Origin of the sequence: Campylobacter lari subsp. lari (assembly GCF_013372185.1) — a bacterium.
In the GTDB taxonomy this organism is placed as follows: Bacteria; Campylobacterota; Campylobacteria; order Campylobacterales; family Campylobacteraceae; genus Campylobacter_D; species Campylobacter_D lari.
The window spans coordinates 936,637-952,364 of sequence record NZ_CP053830.1 but is presented as its reverse complement, the minus strand read 5'-3'; the positions used below and the strand labels follow the sequence as shown (position 1 = coordinate 952,364).

Sequence of the window (15,728 nt, the reverse complement as noted above, 5' to 3'; positions counted from 1 at the left end):
TATATATGCAAACTTACTTGAAGTTAAAAGAATTTTGTCAATTAGTGCATTTAAGCGAAGATGTTGTAAAAGGAATGATGGCAAATGGTGCTTTAAATTTCAAAGAAGAAGAGGGTGAAATTTATATTGAGGCTAATCAAGGAACATTTAGCGTGGTTCCAACAAGCTCAAAGCAACCTGCTATGGTAAATTCTATGACTTTAGCAGGAGAGAGTTTTGTGGAAAAAACCATAGGAACTATTTTAAACTTACATGAAAAAGTTCTTGATGCTAAAGATGAGACTTTAGAAGCTTTAAAGGGTGAGAATAAATTTTTAAAAGATGCTCTTTATTCTATGCAAGAACTTTATGATGAGGATAGAAAAACTATAGAAAATCTTAACGAGCAACTCAAATATGCGCGCAATGAAGTGGAATTTCTAAAAAGAAAATATAAAATGATGTGGAATAAAACAGTAGAAATATATGCAAATTCACCTGAAAAGCCAGAAGAAATAAAGGAAGAAAAATGACTTTTTCTCAAATGATATTGAACTTACAAGAATTTTGGCAAAAACAAGGTTGTGCCATTATGCAACCTTATGATTTTCCAGCAGGCGCAGGGACTTTTCATCCTGCAACTTTTTTAAGAAGTTTAGGTAAAAAACCTTGGGCAGCTGCTTATGTAGCACCAAGTAGAAGACCAACAGATGGTAGATATGGGGAAAATCCAAATAGATTGGGTGCTTATTATCAATTTCAAGTTTTGATTAAACCAAGTCCTGATAACATCCAAGAATTATATTTAAAAAGTTTAGAAAATTTAGGTTTTGATTTAAAATCACATGATATTCGTTTTGTTGAGGATAACTGGGAAAGTCCAAGTTTAGGTGCTTGGGGTCTAGGTTGGGAAGTTTGGCTTGATGGTATGGAAGTAACTCAATTTACTTATTTTCAACAAGTTGGCGGTATAAGCGTAGATTTAGTTAGTGTTGAAATTACCTATGGTTTAGAAAGACTTGCAATGTATTTACAAGATGTAGATAATGTATATGATATAGTTTGGAATGAATTTAATGGTGAAAAAATTACCTATAAAGATGTTCATAAGCAAGGTGAGTTTGAATTTAGCAAATATAATTTTGAAGTAAGTGATGTTAAAACTTTAAATGTGCAATTTGAAAATGCTTATAATGAGTGTAAAAATGCATTAGAAGCAAAGCTTGCTTTACCTGCATATGATTATTGCATGCTAGCAGCGCACACTTTTAATTTGCTTGATGCAAGAGGGGCTATTTCAGTAACTCAAAGACAAGATTTTATGCTTAAAATTAGAGAATTATCTAAAAATTGTGCTTTGGTGTATAAAGAAAATTTAGATGAAAATTAAAGAAATTTATGATTATTTGGATACTATTAGCCCATTTAGCACGCAAAGTTCATGGGATAATAGTGGCCTATTACTTGGAACTTTAGACCAGGAAGTAAATCAAATTTATCTTGCTCTTGATGTGGATATTGATTTAGTGGAAAATGCTAGTGAGAATTCTTTATTTATAGTACATCACCCTTTGATTTTTAAGGGTTTAAAGCATTTAAGTGGAGTGCTTTATCCACAAAATATTCTTACTAAAATGATACAAAAAAACATAGCTTTAATTGCTATGCATACGAATTTTGACTTAAGTCATTTGAATGCTTATTTTGCTCATGAAATTTTAGGTTTTAAGATTAAAGAACAAAATGAGTTTTTAATTTATTGTAATGTTGATTTTAAATTTAGTGATTTAATCAATCATATAAAAAAAAGTTTAAAGCTTGATTGTATAAGAGTTGTAAATGCAGGTAATGAGAAAATTAAAACTTTAGCAATATGTACAGGTAGTGGAGGAGATTTAATTTCTAGTGTTAAGGCAGACTGCTTTTTAAGTGGAGATTTTAAATATCATCAAGCTTTGGAAAGTTATCATAATAAACTTAGCTTGATTGATATAGGACACTATGAAAGCGAATCTTGCTTTGGTAAAATTTTAGCAAAAGATTTGCAAAAATTTCATTTAGAAGTTATAATATCAGTTTCAAAAAATCCATTTCAATATTTTTAAGGAAAATTTCAATGAGTAAATATTTAGAACAACTTATAGCTTTATCACAAATTGATAAAGAACTTGATGGTTTTGCAAATAAAGTAGAAGATGCTACAAAAGATTTAAAAGAAAAACGCAATTTACTTGATAAAACAGAAGAAGAAATTGCAGGCTTTGAGAAAGATATTAAAGATATAGAAAATCAAAAAATTCAAAATAACAATCATATTGCAGAATTTGGTGTAAAAATAAAAGAAATAGCCAAAAAAAGTGCAGCAGTAAAAACCGAAAAAGAAGCAAATGCTTTAAAAATTGAAGAGGATATAGCCAAAGAACAACTTGATGCAGCAAATGAAGAAATTGAAAGATTGGATAAAATTTTAGAAAATAAAGAAAAGTTTATACAAGAATTGCAAGCTAAAAGAAGTGAACTTGAAAATGAAGTGGATCAAATTGACGCTCAAACTAAAAATGTTTTAGTGGATATCGAAAAAGAAAGATTAGAAATTTATGATAAAAAGGTAAAACTAGTAGGTGAAATAAATCAAAAAGTTTTAACTTTTTATGAAAAAATTAGAAAATGGGCGGGAAATACTGCAGTAGTTCCTGTAAAAAAACATGCTTGTTATGGCTGTTTTATGAGAATTTATGATAAAACTTATTTGGCTGTTTTAAAAGGTGATGAAATCATAACTTGCCCGCATTGTGGAAGAATTTTGTACAAAGAAAAAGAAGAAAATCAAAATTGATTTTTTTTTATTATATTTTTGCTGTGATTATATATATAATTGCAGCTCCTTTTTTGTTGATTTTAAGTTTTTGCAAGGAAAAGTATAAAATATCATTAAAATCAAGATTTTTTCTTTACAAAAATTTAAGACAAAAGCAAGGTGATGTGTATTTTCATGCTTGTTCTTTTGGTGAAATTAAAAGCCTTATTCCTTTAATAAAACTTTTTCCAGCTTGTAAAATTTCAACTATAACTCAAACTGGTTTTAACGAAGCTTTAAAATATTCTAAAAAAGTAAATTTTTTCCCTTTTGAGGTTTTTGTACCTTTTTGGATGAGATCTTGTAGAGTTTTGGTTATTTTTGAAGCAGAGCTTTGGCTTATGCTTGTGTTTATGGCTAAATTTTATAATGCAAAAGTTGTTTTATTAAATGCTAGAATTAGCGATAGATCTTTAAAAAACTACAAGCGTTTTGGCTTTTTTTATCGTTTAATTTTTAAATATATTGATGTTGTGTTTGCGCAAAGTCAAAAAGACAAAGAAAGATTAGAATGCTTGGGAGCTAAAAATGTTATAGCATATAAAAATATCAAAGCTAATATAAAACAAGAACAAGTGAAAAACTATTCCAAGCCCAAAGCTAGGATTATTGTATTTGCTAGTACACATGAGAATGAAGAACGATTATTGCTTAATGAGATTAATTTAGAAGAAAACGATAAATTGATTATCGCTCCAAGACATCCAGAGCGTTTTGGCGAGGTTAAGGAAATTTTAAAAGATTTTTGTCAAAAAAACCACTATAATATGCAAAAATTTTCAGACTTTACTTTAAGCGAAAATGATTTTGCAAATTTTTTTAATGCTAAATGTTTATTATTAGATACTTTGGGTGAGCTAGAAAGTTTTTATAAGATTAGTGATGTGGTTTTTTTATGCGGCTCTTTTATAGACAATATAGGTGGGCATAATCCTATAGAAGCAGCTAGATGGAATAATATTATTATCTCAGGGAAATATTTTTTTAATCAAGAAAGTTTATATCAAGAAGTTGATGGTTTGTATATTTGCGAGAGTGTAAAAGATATAAATAATTTTTTAAAACAAAAATTATCACAAGCGCAGATTAAAGAACAAAGTGATTTAAATGAAATTATATTAAGCATAAAAGAAGGTTTAGATGCAAGAAAAAGCTTATAAGTTGCTTGCAATGCAAGAAAAAATTTCTAATAATGCAGCAAAAGATTTGATTGACAAAGGCTGTGTTTTTGCTATGGGTAAAAAGGTTGTTATAGCTAGAGCTTTGATGAGTTCTAAAACAAGATTTGTTGTGCAAAAAATAAAAAAAGCAAAAATACTTTTTGAAGATGATAAAATCATAGCTTTAAATAAGCCTTATGGGGAAATTAGCGAGAATTTAGAAGATGTTTATAATGCTAAATTAATCAATAGACTTGATAAAGAAACAAGTGGAGTTTTGCTTTTAAGTAAAGATGAGGAATTTAGACTAAAATGTATTCAAGAATATAAAAAGCAAAATGTTTATAAAAGTTATTTAGCTATTGTTGATGGAGTGATTGCTGAAGAGCTTGAAATTTGTGAAAAAATAACTACTATAAAAAATAAATCCGGAGCCTTTAGTAAAATTGATAAATTTGGCTTAGAAGCTCATACCCAAGTTGTACCTTTAATGGTAAATGCTAAAAAAACCTTAATAAAAGCAATTATCAAAACAGGTAGAACACATCAAATTAGAGTACATTTAAATCATATAAAACATGGTATTATAGGTGATGAAAAATATGCAAAAATTAGTTCATCAAGAATGTTTTTGCATTCTTATGAAACGCATATTTTTGATTATCAATTTAAAGCCTTGCTTGATGAGAGCTTTAATGCCTATGGTTTTGAAATAAAAAATTTAAATTTTTAAAGGCGTTTAAAGCTAAAAGGGTTTATAATTTAGCTTTTTAAAATTTAATAAAGGGAAAATAAAGTGTTTGAAATAGTTAGCGAATCGTTTAAATCCGCAGTTAATAAACTTCGTTTTGTTGATGATGAAAAAGCTTTGAAAAATGCTCTTGACACTTTAAAAAAAGCCCTTTTAAAAGCAGATGTGCATCATAAAGTTACTAAAGAATTATTAGCTCTTGTAGAAAATGATGTAAAAACTAATGGCATAGGTCAAAAACAATTTTTAGACTCAATTAAGAAAAATTTAGAAGAAATTTTAAGTGTTAAAGGCAAAAATCAAGGTTTTGTGTTTGCCAGTAAGCCACCTACGGTTGTTTTAATGTGTGGTTTGCAAGGTGGTGGTAAAACTACTACTACAGTAAAAATTGCTAATTATTTAAAACTAAGAAATAAAAAAGTACTAATTGCTGCATGTGATTTGCAAAGATTAGCTGCAGTAGAGCAATTAAGACAACTCACTCAAGCTAATGAGCTTGATTTATTTTTCATAGAAAATGAAAACAACCCTTTAAATGTAGCTAAACAAGCTTTAGAAAAAGCAAAAAATTCTATGTATGATGTTTTACTTGTAGATACTGCTGGCCGTTTAGCTATAGATACTGCTTTAATGAATGAGCTTAAAGAGGTAAAAGCTATTTTAAATCCTGATGAAGTTTTTTATGTAGCTGATGCTATGAGTGGTCAAGATGGCGTTAAAACTGCAAGTAGTTTTAATGAGGCTTTAGAAATTACTGGGGTTATTTTAAGTAAATTTGATGCAGATACTAAAGGCGGGGTTGCACTAGGTATAGCTAAGCAAATTGGTGTTCCATTAAGATTTATAGGTGTTGGTGAAAAGGTAGCTGATTTAGAAGTTTTTATACCTGATAGGATTGTCAATCGTATTATGGGCGAGGGCGATTTAGCGACTTTGGCTGAAAAAACTGCAGCGATTATTGATGAAAAAGAAGCAAAAAAACTTAATAAGAAAATTAAAAAAGGCGAATTTAATTTTAATGACTTTTTAAATCAAATGGAAAGTGTTAAAAAACTTGGCAGTATGAAATCAATCATTGGCATGATACCTGGTTTATCATCTATGGCAGCAAATATTAAAGATATTGACTTGGATAATTCTAAAGAAATTATTCATATTAAGGCAATGATTTCTTCAATGACTCCAAAAGAAAGAGAAAATCCTGATTTATTAAACAACGCAAGAAAGCGTCGTATTGCAGAGGGTGCTGGTTTATCACAAATGGAAGTAAATCGCTTTTTAAAACAATTTAGTAATGCAGCTAAGTTGGCAAAGAAATTTTCAAACAAAAAAGGAATGGAAAACTTTATGAATATGTTGCAGCAAGCTAAAAGACCACAATAATTAAAGCTTTTTTATGGATATATGAGTTAAAATATCTATAACAAAATTTTAATTTTTTTAGGAGTATTAAAATGACAGTAATCAGACTTACAAAAATGGGACGTAAAAAAAGACCATTTTATCGTATAGTTGTAACTGATAGCAGAAAAAGACGCGATGGCAGCTGGATAGAAAGCATTGGATATTATAATCCTATGGTTGAGCCTGAAGTGGTAAAATTTGATTCTGAGCGTTTAGCTTATTGGAAAAGCGTAGGTGCTAAATTAAGCGATAGAGTAGCAGCTATTACAAGCAAATAAAAATGGTTGAAAATTTTTTAAGAGAATACGCAAAATTAATTGTTGATTTTCCTGAAAAAGTTGATATACAAAGACAAAATTTAGAAAATAATTTTGCTGAAATTATCATTTATGTCGATCCATCTGATACTGGTAAGTTGATCGGAAAAAATGGAAAATTAATCAACGCAATAAAAACAGTCATTATGGCTTACAAAGTTAAAGATGCAACTTCATATCGTATAACGGTAAAAGCCATTGAAGAATGATTTAGTCCAAGTTGCTAAACTTGGGAAAAGTGTTGGTTTGAAAGGCTATGTAAAATTACATAATCTTAGTGATTTTTATGAGCAGTTTAAAATAGGTGCTAAATTTTTTGATATTAATCAAAAAATTTACACCATAAAGGCTTTTGATAAAACTAGATCTTTAGTTTTATTTGAAGGATTTGAGAGTGTTGATGCTGCTAAAACCTTAACTAATATTACTCTTTTTCAAACTATTGAAGCTACAAAAGAAACTTGCAAATTAAAAAAAGATGAGTATTTTTATTTTGACATAATTGGATGTGATGTTATTGAAAATGAGAAAAAATTAGGTGTAGTTGAAGACATTTTAGAAAATGGAGCAGGGTTTTTATTTTGTATAAAATGCGATGAAAAACTACAGGCAAAGGTTAAAAATTTTTATATTCCTTATGTTGATAAATATATTCAAAAAGTTGATGTAGAAAATAAAAAGATATTCACACAATTTGCTTTAGATATTTTAGAAAATTCATGAAATATACTTTTGTAAGTTTATTCCCAGAGCTTATTGAGCCTTATTTTCAAACTTCTATTTTAGCAAGGGCAAAAGAAAAGGGAATATTAGAATTTACTTTTGTTAATCCTAGAAAATTTACCACAAACAAGCACTTTAAAGTAGATGATTATAAAATAGGAGGAGGTGCAGGGCTTTTGCTACAAGCTCAACCTTTGTATGATTGCTTAATGCATATTAAAAAGCAAGATAAAAATGTTCATTTTGTTTTTCTTTTGCCTTGTGCTAAGACTTTTAAGCAAGCTGATGCTAAAAGATTAAGCAAGAAAGATCATATTTGCTTTGTAAGTAGTAGATATGAGGGTTTGGATGAGCGCATTGTGGAAGAATTTGCTAATGAGGTATTTTCTATAGGTGATTTTATACTTACAGGCGGAGAGCTAGCATCTTTGGTGATGTGTGATGCTATTAGTAGAAATATTCAAGATGTTCTTGGAAATAGTGAAAGTTTAAGTGAAGAAAGTTTTGAAAATGACTTATTAGAAGCCCCATCATTTTCCAAGCCATTTGTTTTTGAAAAGGAAAATAAAAAATTTTATGTGCCTTCAGAGTTTTTAAAGGGAAATCACGCTAAAATCACAGCTTTAAAAACTACTTTGGCGTCTTGCAAAACGAAATATTTTCGTCCTGATTTGTATCAAAAGCATGAACGCAAATTTTAAGGAATATCATTATGAAAAATAAATACATTGAGCAATTTGAGCAAAAACAAATTGAAGGTAAAAATGTTCCAGAATTTCGTGCTGGAGATACTTTAAGACTTGCGATTCGCATTAAAGAAGGCGATAAAACGAGAATTCAAAATTTTGAAGGTATTTGTATAGCACGTAGAGGAAATGGTGTAGATGAAACTTTCATCGTACGCAAAATCGGCGCTAACAATGTAGGTGTTGAAAGAATTTTCCCTATATATAGTGAAAGTTTAGAAAGTATTACTGTATTAAGAAGAGGTCGTGTACGCCGTGCTAGATTATTCTACCTAAGAGATAGAAGAGGTAAGGCTGCTCGTATTAAAGAACTTAAAAAATAAAAGTGAAATTTAGAACTCAAATATATGAAGTAATTTCTTGGGAACAAGAAATTCAAAATGGCATAAATATAACTAAGAAAATAGAAAATGCTTATGCTAAAGAAGTATGCATAACTATGTCAAAAGACAGCTTTATGAAAGATCATAAAGCGCCTTTTGATATTACCATACAAGTATTAAAAGGCTCCATTGATTTTGGGGTTTTAAATCAAAAAATTCTACTTAAAACACTAGATAGTATAAGCTTAAAAGCTCATGAAATTCATAATCTTTTGGCGCTAGAAGATTCTATAGTGCGCTTAACTTTATATAAACAAGATAGCCTTGAACGCGTTGAAAGTGTTTTAAAATCTTAATTTAAGTCTTATTTTGTATAATTGTAGCTTACTAAAATGAGGAAGTTAAGCTATGAAATGGACTAAAGATTCTTGGAAAAATTATAAAATTCAACAACAACCACAATATCCCGATGGAAATGAATTGCAAGGTGTTGTAAAACAATTAGAAAAATTACCACCGCTTGTTTTTGCAGGTGAGGTAGATAAGTTAAAAAAATCCCTTGCTAATGTTGTAAATTCTCAAGCATTTTTACTCCAAGGAGGAGATTGCGCGGAGAGTTTTGTAAATTTTGGCGCTGATAATATAAGAGATATGTTTAAAGTCATGCTTCAAATGGCTATAGTGCTTACTTTTGCAGGATCTTGTCCTATCGTTAAAGTAGGGCGCGTTGCAGGGCAATTTGCAAAGCCAAGAAGCAGTGATTTTGAAGAAGTAGATGGAGTAAAGCTTCCAAGTTATCGTGGGGATATTATTAATGGTTTTGAATTTAATGAAAAATCAAGAATAGCTGATCCTAAAAGAATGCTAGAAGCATATTATCAAAGTGCTACAACTTTAAATTTATTAAGAGCTTTTTCAAGAGGCGGTTTAGCAGATTTAAGAGTAGTGCATAAGTGGAATTTGGGTTTTTTAAAAAAGGTAGAGCTTGGGAGAAAATATGATGAACTTAGTGAAAAAATCACTCAAGCTTTAGCTTTTATGCAAGCTTGTGGCATCACCGATACTCCAAATCTTTCTCAAACAGCCTTTTATACTTCTCATGAAGCCTTGCTTTTGCCTTATGAAGAAGCTTTAACTAGAGTAGATAGTTTAAGTGGGGAAATTTATGATTGTTCAGCACATATGCTTTGGATAGGTGAGCGTACTAGAAAAGCAGATGAAGCACATGTGCATTTTTTAAGTGGAGTGAAAAATCCACTTGGTGTTAAGCTTAGTGCTAATTATGATTTAGATGAGATTAAAAAGTTAGTAAATATTTTAAATCCACATAATGAAGCAGGAAGATTAAATTTCATCATTCGTATGGGATGTGATAAGATAGAAAATGCCTTGCCAAAATTATTTAAAGAGTTAAAACAAGAAGGATTTAATATACTTTATAGCATAGATCCTATGCATGCAAATACGGTTAAATCGGGTAATTTCAAAACAAGAGAATTTGATAAAATCATTCAAGAAGTGCGTGCATTTTTTGAAATAGCTATGAGTGAGGGAGTATATCCTGGTGGGGTACATCTAGAGATGACAGGGCAAAATGTAACTGAATGTGTGGGAGGCTCTTTAAATATCACTCAAGAAGAACTTTCTAAACGCTATGAAACACAATGTGATCCAAGATTAAATGCTGATCAAGCTTTAGAATTAGCATTTATCATAGCAGACTTAGTTAAAAAGGCAAGAAGATGTTAAAATTTTATGGTATTAAAAATTGTAATAGTGTTAAAAAAGCTATGGATTATTTAAATTCTAAGCAAATTGAATTTGAATTTTTAGACATTAAAAAACTAGATGAAAAAACTTTAGATTTTTGGCTTAGTAAAAGAAGTGTTTTAGAGCTTGTAAATATAGCAGGTATGAGTGCTAGAAAAATAGGCTTAAGTAAAGAAAAACTCCAAAATTTAAACCAAGGTGAAATTAAAGTGATGATTTTACAAAGTCCAACACTCATAAAACGCCCATTAATTGTAAAAGATGATGAAGTTTTTATAGCTAAAGAATATGAGAGTTTTTAAAATGCTAGAGTTTTGCTCTAGCATTTAGGAGTTTCTCAAAAAATATTTTTTTAGAATTTGTATTTAAAACCTACTTGACCACTTACATAAGTTTCATTTTTACCATCTGTTTTACCAGCTAGTATTTGTTTAGCTCCAATACCTGCATTTAAGCTAAATTGCTCACTAATATCTACATTTCCACCTATGATGATTTGTCCATAAGTTTTTTTCTTGTCATCACTTTTTACACTAGGTAGCGCTACACCGTTTAAACTTGCTACAAAATCATCTCCATTATTCATTACATATTGTTCTATTTTTGGAGTGATAAATAGATATGATTTTTCATTCATATATTTCCTAAATTCAGCACCAAGTTCTAACGAAATAGAATTGTTGCTAGCGCTACTCACATCTTTTCCCGCAATTCCATTTTCTTTGTAGCTTGGAGTGTGTGCATAGTAGTAGTTTGCTCCAGCGAAAGGTTTGATAAATAAAGTATTGTCGCTAAAATCAAAAACATACCCCATATTAGCACTCAAACCAAAGAATTTTCTGTTAAAATCAGCACTATTTGTAGTGTTGAATCCTCTATTTATAATATCTTGATCTGTTGGAGAAATTTGAGCATATGCTTTAACATTAACTTCTATTTTTGGACTAATATAGATATTAGAATAAGCACCAAGTTGGAAATTATCTGATTTTTGAGTTAAAAGATTATCTTTTATTTTTGCATTTGCATAAGTAAAATAAGCTCCAATAATAACATCATCGTTAATTTTTCTGTCCATACCTATAGTAGATCCATATAAAGCACCACTATCTCCATCTATGATGTTTGCACCACCTATTACATTACCCCAAATGCTGTTATTATAATTATCAACATAATTTCCTCTATAATCATTAGTAGCAAATCTTATTTGAGATAATTTTGTAGCGTAATTTCCATAAGGATTATTTAACATAGCTACACGAGAACCTATAGATACATCATTTGATACATTAATAGTTGAGTTTATACCTGATGAGGCTTGATTTACATTTGAGATAGATTTAGCTGAATCTTTTATATCATTTGCTACTTGTTCCCCGACTTTATCAAATTTAATACTACCTATTGCATTTAAATCTCCACCAATTTTAAGCCCATCTAAAATTTTAGAAACAAAGTCTTTGTTAGAAGCTGAAACGCTAGAATCGTTTTTAATGTAATCATCGTCAGAGATTTTATCTCCGGCATTGCTAATCATATCTTGAATTTGTTTTATTTGCTCATCAATTTTTGCAATGGCTTCATCAATTTTTTCTATATTAACACCTTCATCATCTTTGGCATCTTCTAAATCAGTTTTAATTAATTCTAGATATTTTTTATCGCTTTCTAGAATCATCTTATTGTTATTTACATTTTCATTTGCACCACCACTAATTAAAAGCTTATTGTCTTTAGTGGAAAGTTTATAATCAACAAAATCTTTTACATCCATAGCTCTTACAACTTCATAATCAAGTCCTAAGTCTTTGTTGCTCATACCAACAATGCTTTCAAAACTTTTACTTATATTTGCACTAGCTTTGTTTGAGTCTGTTATATCTTCATTAAACCCTTCACTTGCACTCATGAAAACATAATTATTTAAAGCTAAACCACCAAAACTTGTTGTTCCTATAGAAAAGTTTGAATTTGTGATATTTGCTTTGCCATTTACTTGTATGTGGTTTTGACTTTTATTACCACCTATGGTAAATAGAGTAGATTGATCAGCTGTGAAATTTCCATTTACTTCAAGAGAGCCTTGTAGGCCATGTCCATCGCCGATTAATATAGCTGAAGATTTTATATCATCTAAAACACCTTCTGTAGGACTAGATGAACCTTTTATACTAAAATCTCCATTTACGATAGATTTTCCATTTGTGCTTTGAAATATTACATCTATAGCTTCGGTTTTTTTAGCATTGATAGTATAATTTGTTACATAGGTAGAAATATCTCCATGTGAAATATTTTTAATAGTAAGTTCATTAGAACCTAAATTAATATTCACCGTCGCAAGATCTTCATAACCTTCTTTTGCTATGCTGTTGGGTAGATCTGTATCGTTGATATTTATGGTTAAATTGCCATTAGTATAATCATTTTTTAAAGTAAAATGTTGTCCATCATTTGTTTCAAAATGTTGCTCCATGCTACCATCACCATCAGTAATAGTAATTTCTTGAGTTAAAGCAGCACTGCTTAATAAAGCACCAATGCTAACACTCATTAAAACCTTACTTGTATAATAAGAAAGTTTCATTTGATTACTCCTTGTAAGTTTAAATTAAAAAAAGCATTATACCCCCCCCCATAAATTTAAGTTTAAAGTAAATGAAAATTTAAAAAAGTGTTTAAATTTTATCTCTTTGGTAGATTTTTTTAATTTTCATATCTAAATTATAAGCAAATTTAAATAAAGCTGGCACTACTAAAAGTGTAAGTAAGGTTGAGCTAATAAGACCAAATATAATAGCAATGGCCATAGGGGAATTTCCTTCAAAGCCAGAACCTTTTGAAAGTGCTAGCGGAAGCATGGAAAAAATCATCGCAAAAGTTGTCATTAAAATGGCTCTTAAACGACTTTTTCCTGCATAAATTAGTGCTTTTTCTACTTCTATACCTTCATCGCATTTTTTATTAGCTACATCCACTAATAATATAGCATTTTTTCCCACCATTCCAAAAAGCAAAATAATAGCTACAAGCACAAATAAAGAAAAGTGATTTCCTGTGATAAAAATTCCAAAACAAGCTCCACCAAAAGCCAAAGGCATGCTTATCATGATGATTAAAGGAAGTATTAAACTTGAATACAAAGAAGCAAGGATTAGATAAATCAAAATCATTCCCAAAGATATAGAAAACAAAAATCCACTAATGGTATCATCTAAAAAGTCCAAAAAGCCAGAATAAGCAAAAGATAGGTTATTTTTTCCTAAAATATAAGCTAAATTGGACTCAAAAATTTTTCTTACTTCACCTAGAGAAATGTTTTCTATGCTTGAAGTGAGTTTTATGCTAGTAGTTTTATTGTGCCTGTTAATTAAGGAAAGATCTTTTTTGTAAGAAAAGTTAGCAATGCTAGCAAGTTTTATACTTTCATTGTTGTGATTTTTAAGTTCTATTAGCTCTAAACTGGTTGGATTTTGTTTAAAAGCTTCATCAAAGCTAAGGATAATTTCATCTTTAAAATTTTTATAATCCATATTTCCAACGCTTAAATTTCCAAAGGAATAAGCCAAGACATAAGCAAGCTCTTGAGGGTTAATACCAAGTTTGGCAGCTTTTTCCCTATTAATACTAATAGCAATTTCTTCTTTTAAATCCCCTTCATTATCATCTATAGCAACAAAGCCTTCATGTTTTGAAAATACTTCTTTCATTCTATCAATAGCTTCTTTTATTGACTTTAAATCATCACCTAAAATTTGAATTTGAACCGGATCTTCAATGCCTGCTCCTTCTATTTTAAGGAGTTCTAAAACTTTTATTTTTAAGTCTTCATAGGAGTTTAATTTTTCTTGAAAAAGGCTAATAAGCTTAGGCTGTCTGAATTTTCTTTCATTTAAAGGTTTTAATTTCACATAAATTTTCGCTTTTTTAATTTCCTTTGCGTCATTATATCCTATAAGTAAATATGCATAAGCAACACTTGGATCTTGCTTTATATTTTCATATACTTTTAAACTTTTTTCTTTCATAGCTTCTAAAGATAAGTCGTTTTTGCTTTCTAGTAAAACTTGTATTTCACTATCTTCTTCTATAGGTAGAAAATCCAAGCCTATTTTAGGAGCTAAAGAAAAACATAAAATAATTATAACAAGTGTTGATAGGATAAATTTAATTTTATTAGCTAAAACTTTATAAAGTAGTTTTTCGTAAAATAAGTCAAGTTTGATAAATAAAAATTCACTTTTTTTATAAAATGTACTTTCGTTAGTATTTAAAAATCTAGCACTTAAGGTAGGTATTAAAAATACACTTACAAGATAGCTTATAATTACACCAGAAGCAACACTAGTAGCTAATACATTAAAAAATAAACCAGGAACTGAATTCATATAAGCAATAGGTATAAACACACACAATAAAACCGCACTAATGCTTAAAACGCTAAAGCCTATTTCTTTGATCCCTTCAAACGAAGCTTGCAAAGGAGGGAGTGTTTTTGCTTTTTTGGCTATACTTTCAATGATGACTATAGCATCATCTATAAAAATTCCTATACTTAAAGTAAGAGCTATAATGGTTAAGCGATTAATATCATAACCTAAAAGATTAATGAGAAAAAAACTAGAAATAATCGAAGTTGGTAAAACAATAAAAGCTAAAATAGTCGCACTGATATTTCTTAAAAATACATACACTATTAAAAGTGTCAAAATCACTCCAAAAACCATATCAAAAATAACTTGATTGATATGTTTTAAGATATTTTGGCTTTTATCATAAACTATTTTAATTTCTATCTCATTGCCTGCTATTGTTTGCAATGTTTTTAAAGAATTTTTGATATTTTCTATAACTTTTAAGGAGTTATAACCAGAAATTTTATTAAGTTCAAGCAATACCCCATCTTTTGTATCAAGCATTGCAAACTGCTTTTGATCTTCTAAGCCATAGCTAATATCTGCTATATCTTTTAAAAATATTCCACTAAAAATGCGTATATTTTCTAACTCTTTTAAATTTTGTGCTTCAAAATATCCTTTGATAGTAAAATTATCTTTTGAATTTTCAAATTCACCTAGATATTGTTTAAAATTATGGCTTTGGATGATTTTAGCTACATCAAGTGCATTAATGTGGTATTTTTGCAAAGCATTAGGCAAGAGTTTGATTTGAACTTGTGGTTTTAAAAAGGCTATATCATTGATCGTCCCAACTCCTGAAATTTTCTGTAAAAATGGTTTTATATCATTGTCAATCTTACGCATAAGTTTTAAATGATCTTTAGAACTTAAAAATAATGATACAACAGATCCCGCATCAGGGGATATTTTTTCTAAGGTTGGCTTTGCTGGAAGATTAATAGTATTAAGTTTATCTCTAATATCATTTGCAGCTACTTCTAAGTTTTTTCCTAATTCAAATTCAATAACAGAAATAGAAAAATTATTATAACTTGTAGAGTTGATATTTTTTATCCCTTGTACATCTGAAATTGCGTTTTCTATTTCTTTGGTTATTTTAGATTCTATAAATTTTAAATCTCCATTGGCGGTTGTGGTAATTTTAATCAAAGGAATATCTACTTTTGGATAAAGATTAATAGGCATACTAAAAATAGAAAAAGTACCAAAAATCACCAAAGCGATAAAAAACATCAAAACAGCAATAGGATTATTAATAGCAAAACGATACAAGA

Annotated in this window: 17 protein-coding genes; 15 read left to right on the top strand and 2 right to left on the bottom strand. The window is 29.3% G+C overall.

From position 1 onward, the window contains the following. Positions 1–5 precede the first annotated feature (5 nt). The 15 genes from CLLT_RS05050 (at position 6) to CLLT_RS04980 (ending at position 10,332) form a co-directional block, all read left to right on the top strand. On the top strand, positions 6–512 hold the full coding sequence (locus CLLT_RS05050; RefSeq protein ID WP_070256714.1) for a DUF3972 domain-containing protein: 507 nt from the start codon (positions 6–8) through the stop codon (positions 510–512). Then, entirely contained in the window at positions 509–1,369 is an 861-nt protein-coding gene (glyQ, locus tag CLLT_RS05045) for a glycine--tRNA ligase subunit alpha (RefSeq protein ID WP_074691772.1), read from the top strand. The genes CLLT_RS05050 and glyQ overlap by 4 nt, the downstream gene beginning before the upstream one ends. Further along, positions 1,359–2,084, top strand: a complete 726-nt coding sequence (locus CLLT_RS05040) for a Nif3-like dinuclear metal center hexameric protein (RefSeq protein WP_074691775.1) — start codon at positions 1,359–1,361, stop codon at positions 2,082–2,084. Before glyQ ends, CLLT_RS05040 begins: the two co-directional genes overlap by 11 nt. 11 nt (positions 2,085–2,095) lie before the next feature. Continuing rightward, on the top strand, positions 2,096–2,815 hold the full coding sequence (locus CLLT_RS05035; RefSeq protein WP_012661706.1) for a zinc ribbon domain-containing protein: 720 nt from the start codon (positions 2,096–2,098) through the stop codon (positions 2,813–2,815). Continuing rightward, the gene (waaA, locus tag CLLT_RS05030) at positions 2,812–3,996 is read left to right on the top strand and encodes a lipid IV(A) 3-deoxy-D-manno-octulosonic acid transferase (protein WP_074691905.1); all 1,185 of its coding nucleotides are present in this window, start codon (positions 2,812–2,814) and stop codon (positions 3,994–3,996) included. The genes CLLT_RS05035 and waaA overlap by 4 nt, the downstream gene beginning before the upstream one ends. Further along, positions 3,977–4,729 carry a pseudouridine synthase family protein gene (locus CLLT_RS05025; RefSeq protein ID WP_012661704.1) on the top strand — a complete coding sequence of 251 codons (753 nt, stop codon included), beginning with the start codon at positions 3,977–3,979 and terminating at the stop codon, positions 4,727–4,729. The genes waaA and CLLT_RS05025 overlap by 20 nt, the downstream gene beginning before the upstream one ends. Positions 4,730–4,792: 63 nt before the next feature. After that, positions 4,793–6,130, top strand: coding sequence for a signal recognition particle protein (ffh, locus tag CLLT_RS05020; protein WP_070256722.1), 1,338 nt, complete (start codon positions 4,793–4,795; stop codon positions 6,128–6,130). A gap of 71 nt (positions 6,131–6,201) precedes the next feature. Then, the gene (gene rpsP, locus CLLT_RS05015; RefSeq protein WP_074691778.1) at positions 6,202–6,429 is read left to right on the top strand and encodes a 30S ribosomal protein S16; all 228 of its coding nucleotides are present in this window, start codon (positions 6,202–6,204) and stop codon (positions 6,427–6,429) included. A gap of 2 nt (positions 6,430–6,431) precedes the next feature. After that, positions 6,432–6,677 (top strand): KH domain-containing protein, encoded by a 246-nt coding sequence (locus tag CLLT_RS05010; RefSeq protein WP_012661701.1) that lies wholly within the window; start codon positions 6,432–6,434, stop codon positions 6,675–6,677. Next, a complete protein-coding gene (gene rimM, locus CLLT_RS05005; RefSeq protein WP_074691781.1) occupies positions 6,667–7,191 on the top strand; it encodes a ribosome maturation factor RimM in 525 nt (174 codons plus the stop codon). Before CLLT_RS05010 ends, rimM begins: the two co-directional genes overlap by 11 nt. Beyond that, positions 7,188–7,892 (top strand): tRNA (guanosine(37)-N1)-methyltransferase TrmD, encoded by a 705-nt coding sequence (trmD, locus tag CLLT_RS05000; RefSeq protein ID WP_074691784.1) that lies wholly within the window; start codon positions 7,188–7,190, stop codon positions 7,890–7,892. Before rimM ends, trmD begins: the two co-directional genes overlap by 4 nt. An 11-nt stretch (positions 7,893–7,903) precedes the next feature. After that, entirely contained in the window at positions 7,904–8,260 is a 357-nt protein-coding gene (rplS, locus tag CLLT_RS04995) for a 50S ribosomal protein L19 (RefSeq protein ID WP_012661698.1), read from the top strand. A 2-nt stretch (positions 8,261–8,262) separates the two neighbouring features. Next, a complete protein-coding gene (locus CLLT_RS04990; protein ID WP_074691788.1) occupies positions 8,263–8,616 on the top strand; it encodes a cupin domain-containing protein in 354 nt (117 codons plus the stop codon). A gap of 52 nt (positions 8,617–8,668) precedes the next feature. Beyond that, positions 8,669–10,009, top strand: a complete 1,341-nt coding sequence (locus tag CLLT_RS04985) for a class II 3-deoxy-7-phosphoheptulonate synthase (RefSeq protein ID WP_074691791.1) — start codon at positions 8,669–8,671, stop codon at positions 10,007–10,009. Beyond that, positions 10,003–10,332 (top strand): ArsC/Spx/MgsR family protein, encoded by a 330-nt coding sequence (locus CLLT_RS04980; RefSeq protein ID WP_074691794.1) that lies wholly within the window; start codon positions 10,003–10,005, stop codon positions 10,330–10,332. The genes CLLT_RS04985 and CLLT_RS04980 overlap by 7 nt, the downstream gene beginning before the upstream one ends. A 50-nt stretch (positions 10,333–10,382) precedes the next feature. Here CLLT_RS04980 and CLLT_RS04975 read toward each other — a convergent pair whose 3' ends face one another. Together CLLT_RS04975 and CLLT_RS04970 are read right to left on the bottom strand one after the other, a co-directional pair. Beyond that, a complete protein-coding gene (locus CLLT_RS04975; RefSeq protein WP_074691797.1) occupies positions 10,383–12,620 on the bottom strand; it encodes an autotransporter family protein in 2,238 nt (745 codons plus the stop codon). 91 nt (positions 12,621–12,711) lie between these two features. Continuing rightward, positions 12,712–15,726 carry an efflux RND transporter permease subunit gene (locus CLLT_RS04970; RefSeq protein ID WP_074691800.1) on the bottom strand — a complete coding sequence of 1,005 codons (3,015 nt, stop codon included), beginning with the start codon at positions 15,724–15,726 and terminating at the stop codon, positions 12,712–12,714. Positions 15,727–15,728 lie beyond the last annotated feature (2 nt).